This window comes from Shewanella sp. Choline-02u-19 (assembly GCF_002836205.1).
In the GTDB taxonomy this organism is placed as follows: domain Bacteria; phylum Pseudomonadota; class Gammaproteobacteria; order Enterobacterales; family Shewanellaceae; genus Shewanella.
On the sequence record NZ_PJBE01000013.1, the window covers coordinates 1,554,106 to 1,574,470 of the forward strand.

A 20,365-nucleotide genomic window follows, 5' to 3' on the forward strand; every position below is an offset into this window, starting at 1 on the left:
GCTAATGGTTCGTTTCACATAACAAAAGCCGAATGCAATCATTCGGCTTTTGTTGCTTACATGTAATGTTTCCTAATCATGTTTATCACATATCAGCGCCAATAAGTTGAATAAAACTCAATAACCCCAAGCAGAGCTATTTCTTCCTTGAGGCTTTACAAAACCAATGACACAATGAGATTCACTAATAAAATTAATAATGGAGTACCCGCTTTGACACTTTTCGGCATTAAGAATTGCGACACCGTACGTAAAGCCCGTAAATGGCTAGAACAAAATAATCTTAGCGTTGATTTTCATGATTTTCGTGAACATGGGCTCACTGCCGAGCAAGTCGAAGAATGGGTCGCTGTCGTTGGATGGGAAACTTTATTTAATAAACGTAGCACCAGTTTTAGAAATTTAACTGACACCGAAAAAAATGACATTAATGAAAAGAAAGCTATCGCGCTAATGGTCCTTTATCCCACATTAATCAAACGCCCTGTACTCGTCAACGGCAGCAAGGTTAATGTCGGATTCAAAGAAGCTGAATATAAAGCGTGGTTTAGTCTATGAGCCAACCTAAAGATTCTTTAGTACTGGCATTGGCAAAAGATTTAATCTCTCGTCCATCCGTTACGCCGCTAGATGAAGGTTGCCAAACCTTGATGGCTACAAGACTCGCTGCTGCAGGTTTTAACATTGAAGATATGGTGTTCGAAGACACCACGAACATGTGGGCTCGAAAAGGCACCCAAGACCCTGTTTTCTGTTTCGCTGGCCATACTGATGTGGTCCCCGTTGGCGATCTCAACCGTTGGCACACGCCACCTTTTGAGCCTGTCGTCATTGATGATTACCTGCATGGACGCGGCGCAGCAGATATGAAAGGCTCACTTGCGGCAATGGTCGTTGCTACTGAACGGTTTGTTAAAAACCATCCCGACCATAATGGCTCAATCGCCTTTCTTATCACGAGCGACGAAGAGGGGCCCTTTATTAATGGCACCACTCGAGTTATTGATACCTTAGAAGAGCGTAATGAAAAAATCACTTGGTCATTAGTCGGTGAGCCATCATCAACGCATAAACTGGGTGACATTGTTAAAAATGGACGCCGTGGAAGCTTAACAGGCAACCTCACCATCAATGGGGTCCAAGGACACGTCGCGTACCCTCACCTTGCTGACAACCCTATTCACAAAGCGGCACCAGTGCTCGATGAATTAGCCCGGATGAAGTGGGACAATGGCAATGCGTTTTTCCCGCCTACCAGCTTTCAAATCGCTAACATCAATGGCGGCACAGGCGCATCAAACGTTATTCCAGGTGCGCTAGAGGTCATGTTTAACTTTAGGTACTCTACTGAAGTCACCGCTGATATATTGATCGAACGAGTGCTTAACATACTCGACGCACATGGACTGGATTATGATATAAACTGGATATTCAATGGCCTACCATTCTTAACGGGTGATGGACCACTGCTTGATGCGACACGCGATGCGATTAAGAAAGTCACCGGTTTAGATACTGATCCTCAGACATCAGGTGGAACTTCCGATGGCCGCTTTATTGCGCCAACGGGGGCACAAGTGCTGGAATTGGGGCCTGTCAACGCAACGATTCACAAAGTGAATGAATGCGTTAAAGTTACCGACCTTGAGCAACTAGCTCTGTGTTATGAAGCCATTTTGGAAAATCTGTTGTGCCAATAGCAGCCCCTCACCTTTATGGACTCAGCAGTGCTCATTTAATTGAGTGCTCCGGTTACCTCCTTGAGCAAGAAACCGCACACGCATTTGCTCAAATGCGCACCGCTGCTGAAAAAGAAGGTATTGCGATAGAGATATGCTCTGCTTTTCGAGATTTTGATCGACAACAGTTAATTTGGAATGCAAAAGCCAGTGGCACTCGCACATTACTCAACAAAGACGCTCAGCCAGTCGACATCGGCGGTAAAACTGCAGAGCAGATTATCGCGCTAATACTGCTATGGTCTGCACTACCTGGGACCTCAAGACATCATTGGGGTACTGATATCGATATTTTTGATAGTAACAAGATATCAAAGCATGATTTACAGCTAATTCCGCAGGAGTATCAACTGAATGGGCCCTGCTATACCTTGAGTTTGTGGTTAACTAACAATGCTCAACGTTTTGGCTTTTACTTGCCTTTTCAACAAGGCTTGAGTGGTGTCAGTGCTGAACCATGGCATCTTAGTTATTATCCGGTATCTAAGCACTACGTGGATGCGTTCAATGTAGAGACCTTAGCCGATATCCTGCAACACTCGTCGGTATTATATAAAGCACAAGTTCTAGATAAGTTAGACGCGTTAACCCGAGAATATGTTTACCGTGTCGCGCCAGTCCCGCTATAATCAAGTATCGAAATTAACAACAAATAAATTCACAATGACAGAGAATAATCCGTGAAAAATCTAGATTTTGCCACTCATAGACAGCAATACACTATCGATAATAAAGCCATTAGCTATATTGATATCGGCCAAGGCCCTGTGCTTTTGTTTGGGCACAGCTACCTGTGGGATGCGCAAATGTGGGCGCCACAGATTGAACTTTTGAGCCAACAATATCGTTGTATCGTTCCCGATTTATGGGGTCATGGTTTATCAACAGATATGCCAGCTCAATGCCGTAACTTACGCGATGTTTCAGCTCAAATGCTGTCCCTAATGGATTCGTTAGATATCGGAGACTTTTCGGTTATCGGTTTATCTGTCGGTGCTATGTGGGGTGCAGAATTAGCGCTACTTGCGCCAACCCGCGTCAAACGTTTGGTCATGCTCAATAGCTTTATTGGCTTTGAACCAGAGATCACCCGCGACAAATACTACGCTATGCTTGACGTCATAAAGCATGAAAAAGGTATTTCCCCAGCGCTACGAGCCACTATAATTCCGTTGTTTTTTGCGGATAATCCTAATCAATTACTGGTTGATAAGTTTGAATTAATACTCGCCAATATCAGCAGCGAGCAAATCGATAGCCTATTCCGTTTAGGAAAGATGATTTTCGGCCGACGAGATACTCTGGAACAAGTGGAAGAACTGACGTTGCCCTGTTTGATTATGGCTGGGGTGCAAGATAAAGCACGTTCGGTATTAGAGAGTTACCTGATGCACGATGCCATTGATGGCAGTAAGTTTATCCATATACCCGATGCGGGGCATATATCGACGTTAGAGCAAGCTGAATTTGTTAATCAGCACCTAACTGAATTTCTCTCTGCTACAAATTAGCTAGAAATGAAACAAACTAAACATACATTACTGTCACGTAACATTATTTAACAACCAGTTAAGGTTTGTGTTCTACTATTTTACTGATCGTTAGGGCACAAACAACCATGACTGAATAGACCAGCAAGGCAATCAATTGATGATATCCTTACCCTGCATCACCGTTCTAGTTAACTGACTGAAAATAAGAGCAGAATGAAATTACTAAAACCGCTTTTTGATAATAATAGACGCTGGGCTGGTCGCATACTCAAAGAAGACCCCAAATTTTTTGAGCAATTAGCCAAACAGCAAAACCCTGAGTACTTATGGATTGGTTGTTCTGATAGCAGAGTCCCTTCTAATCAGATCATTGATTTAATGCCTGGCGAAGTATTTGTTCATCGTAATATTGCCAACATGGTGATCCATACAGATCTTAACTGCCTTTCGGTACTTCAATATGCTGTCGATGTGTTAAAAGTTAAACATATCATGGTCGTAGGGCATTATGGTTGCGGTGGGGTAAAGGCTGCAATGGGCACAGAAAGGCTTGGGTTAATTGATAATTGGTTAGGTCACATACGAGACATTCATCGTCTGCATAAAGACACATTATCCAAAATGGATGAAGCGGAACGTTTTGACCGTTTGTGTGAGCTTAATGTAATGGAACAGGTGGATAACGTTTGCAGCACCACTATAGTGCAAGAGGCATGGCATCGTGGCCAAGAAGTGGCCATTCATGGTTGGATATACAGTGTCGAAAACGGCCTACTCTCTGATCTTGATGTGACAATAAACAAAGAAAGCGAGCTTAATAAAGACTAAGTAGCTTCTATATAAATACAGGCTATCAGCGCTTTAGAGTCGATAGCCTTTGTTATACTAAGTGAGTCAATGCATTAGCCAAATCCACCGTTCTAGTCGATTTATCCAATGGTCGTTCCCTAAATTAACAGACTTTTTTATTGCCCTACTTCCTTCGACTAAACCGCGTAATTGAGACTCCCGATAACCAAACAAGCATACTCGTATTTCAGAAACCGCCGTTATTGCGTGTAATTCGTATTAATCGATAGAAAATTGCTAAGAAATCTCGCAGTTACCCCCATATCACAGTTATAATCCATTAGTTATTTTTAGCGCTTATGAGCGCAGTAAATTCTAAGGAAATGTCCATGCCTGGTTTTGAATTATTTGGTCCTGAAGAGAAGCAGGAAGTTGCAGACGTAATGGAGAACGGTTTTACTTTCCGTTATAACTTCGATCATATGCGTAATGATCGTTGGAAAACACGTGAGATGGAAGCCTTACTTTGCGAGAAAATGAATGCAAAGCATGCTCACTTAGTATCAAGTGGTACCGCTGCACTGCAAACCGCAATGGCTGCAGCTGGCATTGGCGCAGGTGATGAAGTTATTGTACCACCGTTCACGTTTGTCGCTTCAGTTGAAGCTGTATTCATGGCAGGCGCTGTTCCTATTTTTGCTGAGATTGATGAAACGCTTTGTTTATCTCCTGAAGGCATTGAAGCGGTTATCACACCAAAAACTAAAGCAATCAACTTAGTTCAAATGTGTGGTTCTATGGGTAAGATGGATGAGATTAAAGCAGTTTGCGCTAAGCACAACCTGGTTATTCTTGAAGATGCTTGCCAAGCTATTGGTGCCAGCTACAAAGGTCAGGCCCTTGGTACCATCGGTGATGTAGGTTGCTACTCTTTTGATTCTGTTAAAACCATCACTTGCGGTGAAGGCGGAGCGGTCATCACTAACAATGAAACCATATACAACAATGCACACATGTTCTCTGACCACGGTCATGACCATGTTGGCAACGATCGCGGCGCTGAAGGTCATCCCATGATGGGGCTGAACTTCCGCATCTCAGAGTTAAACTCTGCGATGGGCTTAGCGCAGCTGCGTAAGCTTGATAAAATTATTGATATTCAACGTACCAATAAGAAAGTCATCAAAGATGCAATGGCGACTATTCCGGAGCTTACATTCCGCGAACTGCCCGATCCAGAAGGCGATTCAGCAGGTTTCCTAACCTTCTTTTTGCCGACTGAAGCTCGCACTATTGAGATCAACAAGAAGTTAGCTGAAAATGGCGTTGATGGTTGTTTCTACTGGTATATCAATAACTGGCATTACCTAAACAACTGGAAGCATATCCAAGAGCTTAAGTCTCCGGCCGCTTTACCGATCACATTAATCGAAGATCGTCCTGATTATACTAAGGTTTCAGTACCAAAGTCTGATGCCATTATGAGCCGTACTATCTCGATGTTGATCAAGCTATCTTGGACTGAAGAAGAGATAAACCAACGTATCGAAAATATTAAGCGCGCGTTCGCTTAATAAGATTTATTTCGTTGTCGCGTCTATTCTTAAGACGCGATTGCACTTTTTACAGTAATAGTCTCAACGGAGAATGTTGTAATGAGTTTTAAAAATTTCAAATGTGTACCAAAAATGATTTTTGGTCGCGGATCGTTTGTCCAGCTAGATACTGTTCTCGCTGAAGAACGCAAAAGTGAAGATGATTTTGTGGTCTTTTTGGTCGATGACGTTCACCAAGATAAGCCTCTTAGTGGCCGAGTCCCTGCTAAAGACCAAGACATGCTTATCTATGTCAATGTCGATGACGAGCCAAGCACTAAGCAAGTTGATGCGCTGACTGAACAAGTACAAGCTTTTAGCGGCAAGTTGCCAGTAAGTGTTATCGGTCTAGGCGGTGGTTCTACCCTCGACTTAGCAAAAGCTGTAGCTCTTATGCTAACCAATGACGGTGGCAGTGCTAAGTATCAAGGTTGGGATCTAATAAACAACCCAGCAGTACACCACATCGGTATTCCGACAGTATCAGGTACTGGCGCAGAAGCGTCTCGTACTGCAGTGCTTTGCGGACCTGTGCGTAAGCTTGGACTTAACTCTGATTACACCGTCTTTGATCAAATCATCATGGATTCAGAATTAATTGCTGGCGTGCCTACCGATCAGTGGTTCTATACCGGTATGGATTGCTATATTCACTGTGTTGAATCACTTGAAGGTACCTACCTCAACGAATTCGCTAAAGCGTTCGCTGAAAAGTCGATGGATCTTTGCCGTCAAGTCTTCATTGACGACCATGAAGAGAAAGATGACAAGCTGATGATGGCATCATACATGGGCGGAATGAGCATTGCTTACAGCCAAGTAGGTGCATGTCATGCTGTTTCATATGGTCTAGGCTATGTACTTGGTTACCATCACGGTATCGGTAACTGTTTAGCATTCGACGTGCTTGAAGAGTTCTATCCTGAGGGTGTTGCAGAGTTCCGTAAGATGATGGATAAACATAACATTGTCCTACCAAAGAATATCTGTAAAGACTTGCCTGACGAAACTATCGCTAAGATGGTTGCAGTCACAAAGAGCATGGGTCCACTTTGGGACAATGTTTACGGCGAAGGCTGGGAAGAGAAAGTCACAGACGAAATGCTAACTAAGCTATTCCGTCGTATCTAAGTCCTCTTTAGATGCTAAATGGGCTTCTATCAAGAAGCCCATTAATTTTATTATTAGGTAAATTGAATGAATGTAACCTTGTTGATCCCTGCTCGATACGGCTCAAGTCGTTTTCCTGGCAAGCCGTTGGCTCCAATTAACGGTAAACCGATGATCCAGCATGTTTACGAGCGTGCATCACTAGCAAAAGGGCTTAAAGATATCTATGTCGCAACCGATGACGAACGCATAAAAGATGCCGTCGAAGGTTTCGGTGGTAAGGTTATCATGACAAGTGCAGAAGCCGCTTCAGGTACAGATCGTATCGAAGATGCGATTACACAGCTAGGGCTTGCAGAAGATGACTTAGTGGTTAATTTACAAGGTGATCAGCCACTGATAGACCCTATCTCTATCGAACAAATTATTAGCCTTTTCGACCGTCACCCTGGTGAGTTCGGAATGGCAACTCTCGGATTTCAAATTACCGAAGAGGAAGAGCTCAACGATCCAAAGCACGTAAAGCTGGTGTTTGATAATGAGTTTAATGCATTGTATTTCTCACGTGCACGCATTCCTTTTGGCCGTGATACAGACGATTACCCCGTGTATAAACACTTAGGGGTATATGCCTACACGCGTAAGTTTGTGCACACGTTTGCCAAGCTGCCACTCGGTAGATTAGAAGATTTGGAAAAGCTTGAGCAGTTACGAGCGCTAGAACATGGCTACAAGATCAAAGTCGCCATCAGTGCTTTTGACTCTCCAGAAGTGGATACACCTGAAGATATTCGTATCTGTGAATCTCGTTTGGCAGTTGATTAACAATAAGGTAAGAATATGTCTGATCTAGAAGTTGGCTTACTTATTTTATTAGTAATTGGTGTCATCGCCAGTAATTTAGCCGTGCTTAAATACAGCGCTAAATACAAGATGCCTCAGTTCGGTAAAGATCAGAAGAAACCTAAATCAACAGATCCTGTCGATCAGGATAAAAAGAAAGAACAAGATGATAAAGGCGATAAACCACAATAATTTTATCTTTCTATTTTGTTGAAATTCAGACAATAAAAAAGGCGCTTACAGCGCCTTTTTTGTTTTCTATTTTTAACTCACCTTTCTAATGAGCCTAATCCGCAAGCTCTTTTTCAAGTTGTTGGGCAACCATCTCTGGCGAACCCGAATTTTTCGCCAACAGCGAATATGCCACGGGAATAACAAATAGCGTAAAGAAAGTCGCTAAACTTATTCCCGATAAAACGACAACACCAATGACAAAGCGTGTCTCTGCGCCAGCGCCTTCGGCCATGACCAATGGAATCGCCCCCGCAGCGGTGGTGATCCCAGTCATTAAGATAGGGCGTAAGCGTTGACTAGATGCTTGAATAATAGCGTTTTGGAACTCGACGCCTTTATCACGCAGTTGATTGGCAAACTCGACAATTAAAATCCCATTTTTAGCCGCTAAGCCTACCAACATGATAATACCTATCTGGCTGTATATATTGAGGCTTTGGTCCGTCGCCCACAAACCTATTAAGGCACCGAGTGTCGCCAATGGCACTGTTAGCATGATCACCACTGGGTGAACAAAACTTTCAAATTGTGCCGCCAATACTAGGAACACAATACCGAGCGCTAAGATAAAGACGAAGTACATAGAATTACCTGAATCTTGGTAATCTAATGACTGACCTTTATAACTGACGATCGCTTCAGCTGGCAGGTACTCGAGAGTCAAATCATTGAGATAATCAAGTGCTTCACCAAGACTATAACCATCTGCAAGGTTTGCCTCAATGGTAATTGCTCGCATGCGGTTATAACGATTCAGCTGGCTTGCATCTGCAAACTCTTCAACACTGACCAAGTTTGATAACGGAATAAGCTCTTGTGAACGTTCTGAACGCACGTAAATATTCTCAAGATCTGCTGCCGTATTTTGATTATCACGATTACCTTCAATAATGACATCATACTCTTCGCCATCGCGCATAAAGGTGGTCACCAGCCTTGAACCTAACATCGATTCCAGCGTACGACCGATATGTGAAATAGAAACACCAAGATCTGCGGCTCTATCTTTATCGATAACCACTCGAAGCTGAGGCTTAGTCTCTTTATAATCATGATCGACGCCAACAAGATTAGGATTTTCTTTCACCTTTTCGAGAATTATATCGCGCCAGCGAGCAAGTTCCTCATAGCTGGGGCCACCCAGTACAAACTGTACCGGTTTACCCACACCACGCCCAAAAGCTTGACGCATAACAGGGAACGCTCGTACGCCGGCTAAATCAGATAAACGTCCACGAATATCGCCGATAATTTCAAAAGCACTGCGTCTTACGGCCCAGTCTTCTAATACGATAATCGCCATACCGTTGGAAAAGTTAGAACTCCGACCAAAACTACGAGGCGCACGGATCAATAAGCGTTTGATCTCACCTGAATCAACTAACGGCATTAATCTGTTTTCAATTTCATCCATATAAGATTCGATATACTCAAAGCTTGCCCCTTGTGGACCGTTGACGATAAGGAACATAGATCCCCTATCCTCTCTGGGTGCAAACTCTTGCGGTACTTCTGTTGCAAGGTATGCACTGCTGACCAATGCAACAAGGATGAATGATGACACAATAAACGGATGTAACATTGCCTTTCTAAGCCAAGCTCGATAGCCCGCTGATAGCTTATTCATTCCATTATCTATTTTCCTTACAAGCCAAGAAGATTGACCAGCAGGCTTAAGCAGTTTAGAACACATCATCGGGCTTAATGTTAACGCCACAATACTAGAGAAGATCACTGCTGCGCTCATTGTGACGGCAAACTCTTTAAACAGCTTACCCAAATCACCTTCGAGAAAGGTGATTGGCATAAATACCGCAACCAATACTAAGGTTGTCGCCACTACAGCAAAGGCCACTTCCCGAGCGCCAAGGTACGCGGCTTTTAGCGGACTATCGCCCTCTTCAATGCGTCTATGGATATTTTCCAGCACAACGATGGCGTCATCAACCACCATACCAATGGCGAGGATCATCGCCAGCAACGTCAATAGGTTAATGGTGTAACCCAGCGCATAAAGCACGATAAAGGTCGCCATTAATGATACGGGGACAGTGAGTGCAGGTATTAACATGGCACGCACACTGCCCAAGAACAGATAGATCACCGCTATGACCAAGAACATGGCTATAAACAGCGTTTGATAAACCTCTTTAACCGAGGCTTCAATAAAGACGGAGCTATCGTAAGAGCGTTTTATTTCCATGCCTGCTGGTAAAGTGGGGTTAATTTGATCCACTAAAGCATTCGCTGCACGAGCAACATCCAAGGTATTGGCCGTCGATTGCTTAGACACACCAAGACCAATCATCGCCTCTCGGTTACCTCTAAACGTAATGCGCTCCTCTTCAGAGCCTATTTCTACTTTTGCTACATCGCCTAGTTTAATCAAGTAGCCGTCATCACCTTCGGCGAGTACCAAATTGGCAAAGTCATCAGAGGTACGATAACTTCTTTCTAGTCTAACGGTAAAGTGACGCTCTTTAGATTCTATGCTACCTGCTGGTAGCTCAACGTTTTCAGATCGCAGTGCCGATTCAATATCAGCAACGGTTAAGTTTCTTGCGGCCAATGCTTGTCTATCGATCCAGACACGCATCGCATAGACTTTACCACCGCCTAAACGCATATTGGCCACACCATCGATCACAGAGAAACGGTCGACAAGATATCGCCTGGCATAGTCGGTCAGCTGCAATGTGTTCATTTGATCCGAGACCAAGTTGAGCCACATAATGACTTCATCTCCGCCATTGGCTTTTTGGACTTCTGGTGGATCAGCTTCTACAGGAAGGTTATTCAAAAGACCTGACACTCGGTCTCTGACATCGTTGGCAGCGGCTTCAATGTCTCGACCAACGTCAAACTCTAAAGTGACGTTCGAGCGACCATCACTGCTTGATGAACTAATGTGTTTAATGCCTTCGACACCACTAATTCTATCTTCAACGAGCTGAGTAATTCGGCTTTCAACCACTGCGGCACTGGCGCCGCGGTAGTTAGTCTGAATTGAAACGACTGGGGGATCGATATTAGGATATTCGCGCAATGGCAGTTTTTCAAATGCCACTAAACCAAAAATGATTAACAAGATACTGATAACCGAAGCGAAGACAGGCCGCTTAACCGAAATGTCCGTTAAGATCATGCCACAGGCTCCACGCTAGCTTGCTTTAGAAAGCTAAATTTCTCACTAAAGGTCACTTTAACGGTATCACCTGGACGAACTTTTAAAATACCACGGATCACCACTTGCTCGTCGAGTTCAACGCCATCAATGATCTCAACCCAGCCACGTTTTCGTAAGCCAAGCGTCACTTGTTGCTGCTCCACCACGCCCTCATCATTGACCAAGTAAACATAGTGTCTATCTTGTATTGGAATAATCGCAGACTCGGGTAAGATTAAGGCTTCTCGGCTTTGTTTGATCAGTTTTACTTTCATCAACATGCCCGGCAGCAAACGGTGCTTAGGGTTTGGGATCAGTGCTCGGACAATGACGGTACGCGTACTGGGATTTATGCGGCTATCAATGGACACCACTTTGCCAATAAACATCTCGCCATCAAACGCAACAGCTGTCGCTTCAACAACCTTTCCAATCGCTAACGATTGAAGAAAGCGTTCCGGTACGGAAAAGTCCAGCTTAATGACCGAGATATCATCAAGTGTAGTAATAGCGTTACCAGGAGTCACTAATGCACCGACACTGACCTGACGTAAACCGAGTGCACCTGAAAATGGTGCGGTGATCCGTCGATCACTTAACGCCGATTGCGATTGCGCTAATTCTGCTTTCGCGGTATCGATGAGTGTTTGTAATCTATCTCGCTCAAGCTCTGCAATCGTTTGGCTTGTGACTAGCGAGCGGATCCGGTCTAATTCCCGTTGATGGTCTTGCACTTTCACTTTTGCGACCGTCACTCGTGCTCTTTGCTCGCTATCTTGTAACTGCACGATTAAGCGACCTTTCTCAACCAAATCACCATCTTCAAAGTTGACCTTAGTCACGACCTCAGACACTTTAGGGGTTACCGTAATAGATTCGTTTGCTTTGCTGGTGCCTAACGCTTCCACTTCATCACGGATCGGTTGAATCGTCGCTTTAGCGACCACCACATTGGGTGTAGGCCTGGCTTTTTTAACCTTAACCACGTTCCCTTGTTGATAATATTGATACCCAAAGCCTGCTGCTAATGCAATCAGTATGATTATTGTTATTTTTTTCATGGATTTCCTAACAAACAACTTTATTCAATTAGGGGTAGTTTACCTTGCTGTGACTATGCATCAATACGTTTTACTTTTTCTTACAAATAACACACTTCAGTCACATTCGTAATCTGCAGCACTTTATCAATAGATTATCAATTATTCGGGCATACCTGTGGTAAAAATCCTTATCACCACCTTCTGCCTAAAATTTTCCTCTATCGACCGGATATAACACCCTAAGTATTATTGGCTCGAGAGATGACAAAACACTAAACCCGTTTATTGCAGATATAAAAAAAGGAGCCCAAGGCTCCTTTTTTATGTTCTGTAATGCGTTAACGCACTTTTCGGTCTTCTTCCATTAGCTCGGAGAAGCCTTCGTAAATAGCAATAACAACTTCGCTATCTAATGGCGCATTGTCAGCACCTAATAGATTGATCCGTGTTTTATTATCGTCAGTGTCGTCTTTAAGCTCTATACGGTAAGAACCTTCATCGAGTGTCAGTTTCTTTTCACCCCATAATGAGCTCCAAAAACCTGAGTCATCAGTTACATTGATATATAACAATCCTTTGTTGCTATCCATATCAACGATTTCAAAGCCCATTTCTGGCAATACGATACGCAAACGATCCCACGTACGCTTAAACTTAGCGTCAGCAAGCCAATACGCTTGCTCGTCTTGCTCTGATATCAGATTAACGTCAATACCTAGGCTCTGCTTAAGACGCTTAGCTTTCATTGCTTGAGCACGTTTAACACTCATATAGCTTATCGATTCATTTAGAATGTCGATGGTATAACGACGCTTATCTTCGCCACTGAGCAGAATCTCTTGCTCCTCACCATCATAAGATTCTTCATGTTCGATTAAATCGATGGTGACGCTACCGCTGCGACCGTGTGGTCGAACATCAATATTGTATTTGTAGCGTTGACGTAATAGATAAATTTTATCGCTGCTCCAAAAACTGGATTCGACTACCTCTGAGCGTTCAATCCAATCGGTTTCAAATGTGCCCGCTTCATAATCTTCGGCGCGAACTTCAATCGACTGACTGGTGAAATACTCTTCTAGAACATCAAAGATCTCTTTCTTTAGGTCAGAATCATTATCAATCGATTCAACCATAATCTTAATATTGTCATCGCCTTCTTCAACACGTGTACCTGCTGACATAGGTAAAACCTGTAGCGGCGGACGAATGTCTAAGGTACTACCCACTAATGTGGTATCAACTTTAGAACCCACTTCAGGAATATCATATTCCTTGCTGTAGTTAGGTTGATTTAGGCCTTCAGGCATAACTAACTGAGGTGCAGAGGTGAGATCTTGATATTGTTGATCCACGTCATTTGCTTGCCTTCTGTCAATCGGCGTACTGCACGCTGTAACTGCTGCGATCAGTAATAATGGTGATACTTGCTTTAGCATTTATTCTTAAACCTCAATTCGGGCATTTTTCATTGCTTCTAGCAACAGACCATGAAACTCGGTAGAAAGTTCAGTTAAAGGTAAACGAATTTTACCTTGGCTGATAAGTCCCATTCTATGAGCTGCCCATTTTACCGGGATAGGATTAGCTTCACAAAACAGTGCACCGAACAAACATTGAATAGATTCTTCAACTTTTATAGCCTCGGCAGTGTTACCTGCTAATGCAGCATCACACATGGCCTTAAACGCTTTAGGAACAATATTGTTTGCCACCGATATCACACCATTGCCACCTAAAGAAATAAATTCTCGAGCCGTTGCATCGTCACCGCTATAGAGTAAAAAGTCATCACCACATAATTTACGCAACTGACTCACTCGAGCTAAATCGCCCGTAGCCTCTTTAACGCCAATGATGTTGCTAACACTCGAGAGCTCTGCAACTGTCTCTGGTAACATATCAACGGCCGTACGACCGGGTACGTTGTATAGGATTTGAGGAACATCAGTGCTTTGTGCAACCGCTTTATAATGTGCAATAAGTCCTTTAGGCGACGGCTTATTATAATAAGGGGTCACGCCAAGCATGGCGGCAACGCCAACACTTGATAGTCCTTTTGTCAGTTCTATTGCTTCTGATGTTGCATTTGCGCCATTTCCACCAATAATTGGAATGCGCCCTGCTGCAAACTTTACAGTTTGTGCAACAACTTGAATATGCTCGTTTGCTGGCAAAGTTGCCGACTCACCTGTTGTGCCAACAGCAACAATTGCATCTGTACCTTGGGCGATATGGTACTCAACTAAATGTTCAAGACTCTTATTATCTACTGTGCCATCACTATTCATTGGTGTGATTAAGGCGACGATGCTTCCGTTTATCATGTGTATTCCCCAAGGGTTCAGGACTGGCTATGGTACTGATGCAAGCCGTTAAAAACAAGCACTACTGAGCAACTGATGCCAGATTCATTATCAACTTGAAATATATTAAATATGCCAGCTTGCATCAACGACAAAGATCGCAAATTAACTTACTTGTGGTAGCATTGTTAACCGCAAAAAAGCACACGTCATAAATTTGCTGTTTTTTTGTTCTACTAATACAAAAAATGAGGTACTTAATGTCCAATCACTTGGTCGTTACTGCAATGGGGGCCGACCGTCCAGGCATTGTGAGTAAATTTGCTCGACTCGCAAGTGAGTGTGACTGTGATATTGTCGACAGTCGAATGGCACTTTTTGGTAATGAGTTTACCTTGATTATGATGCTGTCAGGTTCATGGTCTTCTATCACTAGGATGGAATCTACCCTGCCGAGTTTAAGTGTTGAGCTTGAATTGATGACAGTCATGAAGCGAACATCAAAACATACTACGCAGAATTATATTTCCCGTTTAGAAGTCAACTTTAATGGCCATGACCAACGTGGCACCATGAAGAAGATCACCCAGTTTTTAGCTGACCGCTCGTTAGATTTAGCCGCAGTTAAGTCCCATGCTGACGAAGATGATGCGGGTAAACCATCTCAAAATATCTTATTCACCATTAATGTTCCTGAGAAAGTTGATCTCGAAAAACTCGAAATCAGTATTCACGAGCTTGCCAAAGAGATGTCGTTAGAGTGCACCTTGGAACATATGCAAGGCATTGATAGTTTAGATTAAAGAGGACATTATATGAATACGTTAGCTGCTGGCGATAAAGCGCCGCTGTTTACCTTACAGAATCAAAATAACGAAACAGTTAGCTTGAGCGATGCGTTAAAGTCAGGACCCGTGCTGGTCTACTTTTACCCAAAAGCTTCAACCCCAGGTTGTACCGTGCAAGCTTGTGGCCTACGTGATAGCCAACCTCAGCTTAATGACTTATCGGTCACTGTATTAGGCCTTAGCCCAGATCCAGTTGCAAAGCTTGCTAAGTTTTCAGATAAACAAGCACTCAACTTTTCATTACTTAGTGATGAAGACCACGCCATCGCTGATGCTTTTGGCGTTTGGGGTGAGAAAAAGTTTATGGGTAAGATCTACGATGGCATTCATCGTTTAAGCTTTCTCGTGGGACAAGATGGCAATATTGCTCATGTGTTCAATAAGTTTAAAACTAAAGATCACCATGAAGTTGTGCTAGCGCATTTGGCTCAGTAAGGCCTGCTGTTATTAAACAAAAAAAGGAGCCTTTTAGCTCCTTTTTTGTTTTAGCATTTTTTATTAACTTAGAATGAGTGTTAAATACGGGTAAACAAGTACAAATGCTATGGTCCACATAGTTAAGCAGATAAATCTATCTAGGTAACACCAGGCTTTCGGTTTTTTGAATACTGGGCTTAAGTATCTTGCGCCAATACTCAAGCTAAAAAACCACAAAAATGAGGCCAGTACTGCGCCAGCGCCAAACCACTGCTTTGCACTACCTTCAAACTGCACGCTTATGCTTCCCAGTAACACAACAGTATCAAGATACAGATGCGGATTAAGCAAACTTATCGCAAGGGTGGTTAATACCGCTTTTTTCAAACTATCTGTTGCTTGGTGTTCTTCATCCACCATGTTGTTTTCACTAAAAGAGGATTTCAGAGCGCTATAGCCATAGAACAGCAAAAAAATGGCCCCGCCAAAACTGGCAATATCTTTTATTAGCGGAAAAGCCAAAATGAGATGACCTAAACCTGCCACGCCCGCCGTAATCATTATCGCATCAATCAGTGAACACAAGGCTGCAATAGGCAGTGAATGAGCCTTCTTTAGTCCTTGCTTTAACACGAAAGCATTTTGTGCGCCGACAGCCATAATGAGGCTGCCACCGATTCCCATTCCTTGAATGAAAGCTGTTTGCATGAGTTTACCTTGATAAATATACGATGATTTGAGGCGCAGAATATTCGTCAAAGAAAAATAAGTACAACTAATTTTATTTATGTATCATAAGTAAAACTTATACAGCTATGTTGGATCATCTATGTTTGATTACGCCCACCTAAAAGCCCTGTCGGTTGTAGTATCACGAGGTGGCTTTGATAAGGCAGCAAAGTTGCTGTTTATTAGCCAATCGGCTGTATCGCAACGGATTAAACAACTAGAAGATAAAGTCGGTCAAGCGCTAGTGGTTCGAGCTTCTCCGGTTTATGCCACCGATATGGGTAAACGATTGCTCAGGCATTACGCTCAAGTTCAATTGCTAGAAAGTGAGCTTCGCAGCGAGATGAATGTTGACGACCCGTCCTTACCGACCATCGTCCGTATCGCGGTTAATGCTGATAGCTTAGCGACATGGTTTTTGCCCGCACTCACCGAAGTTTTTAAACGGCATAGTTGGCTATTGGAATTAGTGGTCGATGATGAGGCTTACACACATCATCTATTGAAAAGTGGTGACGCTGTAGGATGTGTGACCACCAGCCAATCACCAATGGCGGGTTGTAGCAGTGAGTTTCTTGGCCACATGGAATATATTTGTGTCGCGACACCCGAGTTTATACACCTTTACTTTAATGACTTAATAGACCAACCCCAATCAATACTATTGGCACCTGCCGTCGTATTTTCCACTAAAGATAAACTGCACGATAAATTTCTTAGCTTCTATTTTGATATTAGCGAATGCAGTAGTCGAGAGCATAAAATCCCCTCTTCGGAAAGTTTCTTAGAGGCAATAAAAATGGGGCTAGGTTATGGATTAGTGGCTCATTTACAGGCAAAACCCTTGCTCGACAGTGGCCAACTTGTAGAAGTATTTCCGGCTAAACGGATGCAAGTGCCGCTCTATTGGCAACATTGGAACATTAAAGCGAAGCAAACAACGATTGTTTATCGTTCATTAGCCGCGACCGCTCGTCATCTGCTGATCAATCCTAGTGAATAAAAAAAAGGGGCATTAAGCCCCTTTCAATTGACCTAAGTACTCAAGGATTATTTTACTTCAGGCAATGATTCATCGCTATTGGTCAGTAGTGGTTCATGCACTGGCCACGCGTTAATCACTGCTTTGACCAGTGATGCCAGCGGGATTGCAAAAAAGACGCCCCACACTCCCCACATCCCGCCAAATACCAGTACCGCTGCAATGATAAATACAGGATGTAAATCCACCGCGTCAGAAAATAATAGCGGCACTAGTACATTACCGTCTAAGGCTTGGATTATTCCATAACCAATCATGAGATAACCAAATTCAGAGCTTATACCCCACTGGAAAAAAGCCACCAATGCGATAGGTAAAGTCACCAGTGTTGCCCCAACATAAGGGATAAGCACTGACAAGCCAGTGAGCACGCCCAACAACGCTGCATATCTCAGATCCATAACGGCAAAAAAGGCATAGCTCACAACACCAATGATCACGATTTCGATCACTTTACCGCGAATATAATTAAAAATTTGTTGATGCATCTCATTCCAAACCTTACGCGCTAAATCTCGGTTTGAAGGAAAAAACCGTTTGCTACCGCGGATCAGTTGATCTTTATCTTTCAAAAAGAAAAACACCAATAATGGCACCAAAATAACATAAACCATAAGTACTAAGAGCGATGCTGAGTAACCTAACAACTGCTTACCAATATCTAACAGGTGTTGGGTATCTAGCATTTTTTTCAGCTCTCCAACCATCGTATCTAACTGCGTCGGATTGACAAATTGTGGGTACTGATTAATGTATTGCTGCGCTGTCTGCAGCCCTTTATCAATCATATTAGGCAGATCACCAATTAAACTGACACCTTGACGCCAAAGGCTTGGGATCAAGCCAAAACTTATCAGCAACATTAAACCGATAAACAAAATTAATACCAGCGATGCTGCGGGTGTGCGGTTGATCCCAATCCGCGCCATTTGAGCAACCGGCCATTCCAACAAAAATGCCAGGACTAGCGCGACGAGTAAAGGCGCAAGTAGGCCACCAGCAACATAAATAGCTAGCGCGATGCCAACAAGAATAAAGACTAAAGTCACGGCTTGTGGATCACTAAAACGTTCTTTATACCAACGGCTCAAAATGGTTAACATTTATATTCCCTAATCCAGCAAAAATACACACGGTACTGTTGCCGCTAAAAATGATGTTTTACACTTACAGATGTAAAACAGTTTAAAAGTCACTTTACTTAGTGATCTCAAGTGCCAAAATACACTCATCGTGTTTGAAAGTTTGGTGATGATAACCGACTTTTTTTAAAAAGCGGGGAACATCTTGCTTAGACCCAGGGTCTGATAACAATACCCTTAATTTTTGTCCCGGGTTAAGCTGCTTTAAAGCCAGTTTAACTTTGACTAATGGCAACGGACAGCGAAAAGCAGTTAAATCAATAATAATCATAATGAACTTGCTATAAACAATCTAAGGCTATTATCCTAATAAGCAGCGCAAACCACAAGTATGCATTGTGGCCTTACAACAAGAAAAGCATAGCCCAAATTAAGGATCCGCTTGAGTAAATTAACTTTTTCGAAATCAGTTATTGCAGGGACGTTGGCATTTATCTTAAGTACCACTACAGCGGTTACCTACGCTAACAACGATCTGCCTGATTTAGGTACTGCCGCAGTAAACACCTTCAGTTTAGAGAAAGAAACTGTATATGGTGATGCGTACATGCGTGTTATCAGGGCTTCAGCCCCAATGCTCAATGATCCCGTGCTTAACCAGTACCTAACAGAACTGGGCAATAAGCTGGTAGCGCATGCAAGTGGGGTGAAAACACCTTTCTATTTTTTCTTACTGCGTAATGATGAAATTAATGCTTTTGCCTTTTTTGGTGGCCATGTTGGCGTACATACTGGTTTGTTTCTCAATGCTGATACCGAAAGCGAACTTGCTTCAGTGCTTGGCCACGAAATAACTCACGTTACACAGCGTCACTTAGCGCGCTCGCTTGAAGCTCAGGATAAAAGCTCTACTGCCACTATAGTGGGGATGTTAGGGGCGATATTATTAACCATAGCCTCACCTCAAGCGGGTATGGCAGCCCTTGCAACGACCCAAGCGTTAGCTACTCAAGCAAAAATTAACTTCACTCGTTTACACGAAAAAGAAGCTGACAGAATCGGCATGCAGATTTTAGTTGATGCCGGTTTTGATCCCAATGGCGCTGCCAATTTCTTTGGTAAACTTGCAACCCGCTATCGATTCACCACCAAGCCACCACAAATGTTACTGACTCACCCTTTACCAGAATCACGGATTTCAGAAGCCAGAATTAGAGCACAGCAATACCCGTTAAGACATATCCCAGATAATTTGAACTTTCAGCTAGCAAAGGCACGAATTCAAGTTCGATTCTCTGGTTACAGTGAAGCTGCAGTGCTATCGATATTCGAAAAACAGTTAAAACATAACCGTTATAGTTTTAAAAGTGCGGCTGAATATGGCAAAGCACTCGCACTCTTTAGAATGGATAAATTTGACGAATCGGAAGAGATGATTGACGAATTGTTAAAAAGTGCCCCGAACAATTTGTTTTTCATTGATACGAAAACCGATCTATTGACTCAAAAAGGTGATTTTAAAGGCGCTATAGCGTTACTGCTTAAAGAGCAACAAATAAAACCAACCTCCAATGTGGTTAATACCAACTTAGCCAATGTTTACATAGAAGATGACCAAACCGAAAAGGCGATCCCATTACTCGAAGATCTTATCTTTCTTGACAAGCAAGATCAGCTTGCCTATTTACTCTTGTATCAGGCTTATAGAAAGAACGGCAACAAGGCGATGGAACATTATGTTAAAGCAGAATCTTTAGCGCTAGCCGCCGATTATAAAACAGCAATCGATCAACTGAACTTTGCCTATAAACAATCCAAAGATAATCCATTGCAGCTTGCGCGAATTGAAGCCAGAATAAGACAATTTAGACAAGCAGACAGAGCAATGGAAGCCTTGCAGTAACTACTGTTTATTGTGACTCACATCAC

General features: G+C 43.0%; 20 protein-coding genes. 13 read left to right on the plus strand and 7 right to left on the minus strand.

Annotation, left to right across the window (positions count from 1 at the left end; all coding sequences use genetic code 11):
- Positions 1 to 174 precede the first annotated feature (174 nt).
- From CXF83_RS13490 to CXF83_RS13530, 9 genes are all read left to right on the plus strand, one after another.
- Positions 175 to 558: an ArsC family reductase gene (locus CXF83_RS13490; protein WP_101090949.1), complete on the plus strand. Its 384-nt coding sequence runs from the start codon at positions 175 to 177 to the stop codon at positions 556 to 558.
- Complete coding sequence (gene dapE, locus CXF83_RS13495; protein ID WP_101090950.1) at positions 555 to 1,700, plus strand: succinyl-diaminopimelate desuccinylase; 1,146 nt, start codon at positions 555 to 557, stop codon at positions 1,698 to 1,700. The genes CXF83_RS13490 and dapE overlap by 4 nt, the downstream gene beginning before the upstream one ends.
- Complete coding sequence (locus CXF83_RS13500; RefSeq protein ID WP_101090951.1) at positions 1,691 to 2,368, plus strand: M15 family metallopeptidase; 678 nt, start codon at positions 1,691 to 1,693, stop codon at positions 2,366 to 2,368. Before dapE ends, CXF83_RS13500 begins: the two co-directional genes overlap by 10 nt.
- 51 nt (positions 2,369 to 2,419) lie before the next feature.
- Positions 2,420 to 3,250 carry an alpha/beta fold hydrolase gene (locus CXF83_RS13505; RefSeq protein WP_101090952.1) on the plus strand — a complete coding sequence of 277 codons (831 nt, stop codon included), beginning with the start codon at positions 2,420 to 2,422 and terminating at the stop codon, positions 3,248 to 3,250.
- 195 nt (positions 3,251 to 3,445) lie between these two features.
- Complete coding sequence (gene can / locus CXF83_RS13510; protein WP_101090953.1) at positions 3,446 to 4,060, plus strand: carbonate dehydratase; 615 nt, start codon at positions 3,446 to 3,448, stop codon at positions 4,058 to 4,060.
- Between the two features lie 350 nt (positions 4,061 to 4,410).
- On the plus strand, positions 4,411 to 5,595 hold the full coding sequence (kdnA, locus tag CXF83_RS13515) for an 8-amino-3,8-dideoxy-alpha-D-manno-octulosonate transaminase KdnA (protein WP_101090954.1): 1,185 nt from the start codon (positions 4,411 to 4,413) through the stop codon (positions 5,593 to 5,595).
- Between the two features lie 81 nt (positions 5,596 to 5,676).
- Entirely contained in the window at positions 5,677 to 6,747 is a 1,071-nt protein-coding gene (gene kdnB, locus CXF83_RS13520; RefSeq protein ID WP_101090955.1) for a 3-deoxy-alpha-D-manno-octulosonate 8-oxidase KdnB, read from the plus strand.
- A gap of 66 nt (positions 6,748 to 6,813) precedes the next feature.
- Complete coding sequence (gene kdsB, locus CXF83_RS13525) at positions 6,814 to 7,551, plus strand: 3-deoxy-manno-octulosonate cytidylyltransferase (RefSeq protein WP_101090956.1); 738 nt, start codon at positions 6,814 to 6,816, stop codon at positions 7,549 to 7,551.
- Between the two features lie 15 nt (positions 7,552 to 7,566).
- Positions 7,567 to 7,761: a DUF2897 family protein gene (locus CXF83_RS13530; RefSeq protein WP_101090957.1), complete on the plus strand. Its 195-nt coding sequence runs from the start codon at positions 7,567 to 7,569 to the stop codon at positions 7,759 to 7,761.
- Between the two features lie 94 nt (positions 7,762 to 7,855).
- On the opposite strand, the gene CXF83_RS13535 is transcribed toward CXF83_RS13530, so the two are convergent.
- From CXF83_RS13535 to dapA, 4 genes are all read right to left on the minus strand, one after another.
- Positions 7,856 to 10,948: an efflux RND transporter permease subunit gene (locus CXF83_RS13535; RefSeq protein WP_101090958.1), complete on the minus strand. Its 3,093-nt coding sequence runs from the start codon at positions 10,946 to 10,948 to the stop codon at positions 7,856 to 7,858.
- Complete coding sequence (locus CXF83_RS13540; protein WP_101090959.1) at positions 10,945 to 12,030, minus strand: efflux RND transporter periplasmic adaptor subunit; 1,086 nt, start codon at positions 12,028 to 12,030, stop codon at positions 10,945 to 10,947. Before CXF83_RS13540 ends, CXF83_RS13535 begins: the two co-directional genes overlap by 4 nt.
- 320 nt (positions 12,031 to 12,350) lie before the next feature.
- Positions 12,351 to 13,451: an outer membrane protein assembly factor BamC gene (gene bamC / locus CXF83_RS13545; protein WP_101090960.1), complete on the minus strand. Its 1,101-nt coding sequence runs from the start codon at positions 13,449 to 13,451 to the stop codon at positions 12,351 to 12,353.
- Between the two features lie 6 nt (positions 13,452 to 13,457).
- Positions 13,458 to 14,339: a 4-hydroxy-tetrahydrodipicolinate synthase gene (dapA, locus tag CXF83_RS13550; RefSeq protein ID WP_101090961.1), complete on the minus strand. Its 882-nt coding sequence runs from the start codon at positions 14,337 to 14,339 to the stop codon at positions 13,458 to 13,460.
- A gap of 239 nt (positions 14,340 to 14,578) precedes the next feature.
- On the opposite strand from dapA, the gene CXF83_RS13555 reads away from it, so the two are divergent.
- Positions 14,579 to 15,121, plus strand: coding sequence for a glycine cleavage system protein R (locus tag CXF83_RS13555; RefSeq protein WP_101090962.1), 543 nt, complete (start codon positions 14,579 to 14,581; stop codon positions 15,119 to 15,121).
- A gap of 12 nt (positions 15,122 to 15,133) precedes the next feature.
- A complete protein-coding gene (gene bcp / locus CXF83_RS13560; protein WP_101090963.1) occupies positions 15,134 to 15,601 on the plus strand; it encodes a thioredoxin-dependent thiol peroxidase in 468 nt (155 codons plus the stop codon).
- Between the two features lie 63 nt (positions 15,602 to 15,664).
- On the opposite strand, the gene CXF83_RS13565 is transcribed toward bcp, so the two are convergent.
- On the minus strand, positions 15,665 to 16,291 hold the full coding sequence (locus CXF83_RS13565; protein WP_101090964.1) for a LysE/ArgO family amino acid transporter: 627 nt from the start codon (positions 16,289 to 16,291) through the stop codon (positions 15,665 to 15,667).
- Positions 16,292 to 16,412: 121 nt separating this feature from the next.
- Here CXF83_RS13565 and CXF83_RS13570 point away from each other — a divergent pair, with 121 nt between their 5' ends.
- Complete coding sequence (locus tag CXF83_RS13570; protein WP_101090965.1) at positions 16,413 to 17,315, plus strand: LysR family transcriptional regulator ArgP; 903 nt, start codon at positions 16,413 to 16,415, stop codon at positions 17,313 to 17,315.
- A gap of 47 nt (positions 17,316 to 17,362) precedes the next feature.
- Here the strand turns inward: CXF83_RS13570 and CXF83_RS13575 are convergent, their stop codons facing one another.
- Both CXF83_RS13575 and CXF83_RS13580 read right to left on the minus strand, forming a co-directional pair.
- Positions 17,363 to 18,457, minus strand: a complete 1,095-nt coding sequence (locus CXF83_RS13575; protein ID WP_101090966.1) for an AI-2E family transporter — start codon at positions 18,455 to 18,457, stop codon at positions 17,363 to 17,365.
- A gap of 94 nt (positions 18,458 to 18,551) precedes the next feature.
- On the minus strand, positions 18,552 to 18,767 hold the full coding sequence (locus CXF83_RS13580) for a sulfurtransferase TusA family protein (protein ID WP_101090967.1): 216 nt from the start codon (positions 18,765 to 18,767) through the stop codon (positions 18,552 to 18,554).
- A 111-nt stretch (positions 18,768 to 18,878) separates the two neighbouring features.
- On the opposite strand from CXF83_RS13580, the gene CXF83_RS13585 reads away from it, so the two are divergent.
- Positions 18,879 to 20,339 (plus strand): M48 family metalloprotease, encoded by a 1,461-nt coding sequence (locus tag CXF83_RS13585; protein WP_101090968.1) that lies wholly within the window; start codon positions 18,879 to 18,881, stop codon positions 20,337 to 20,339.
- The last annotated feature ends 26 nt before the right edge of the window (positions 20,340 to 20,365 follow it).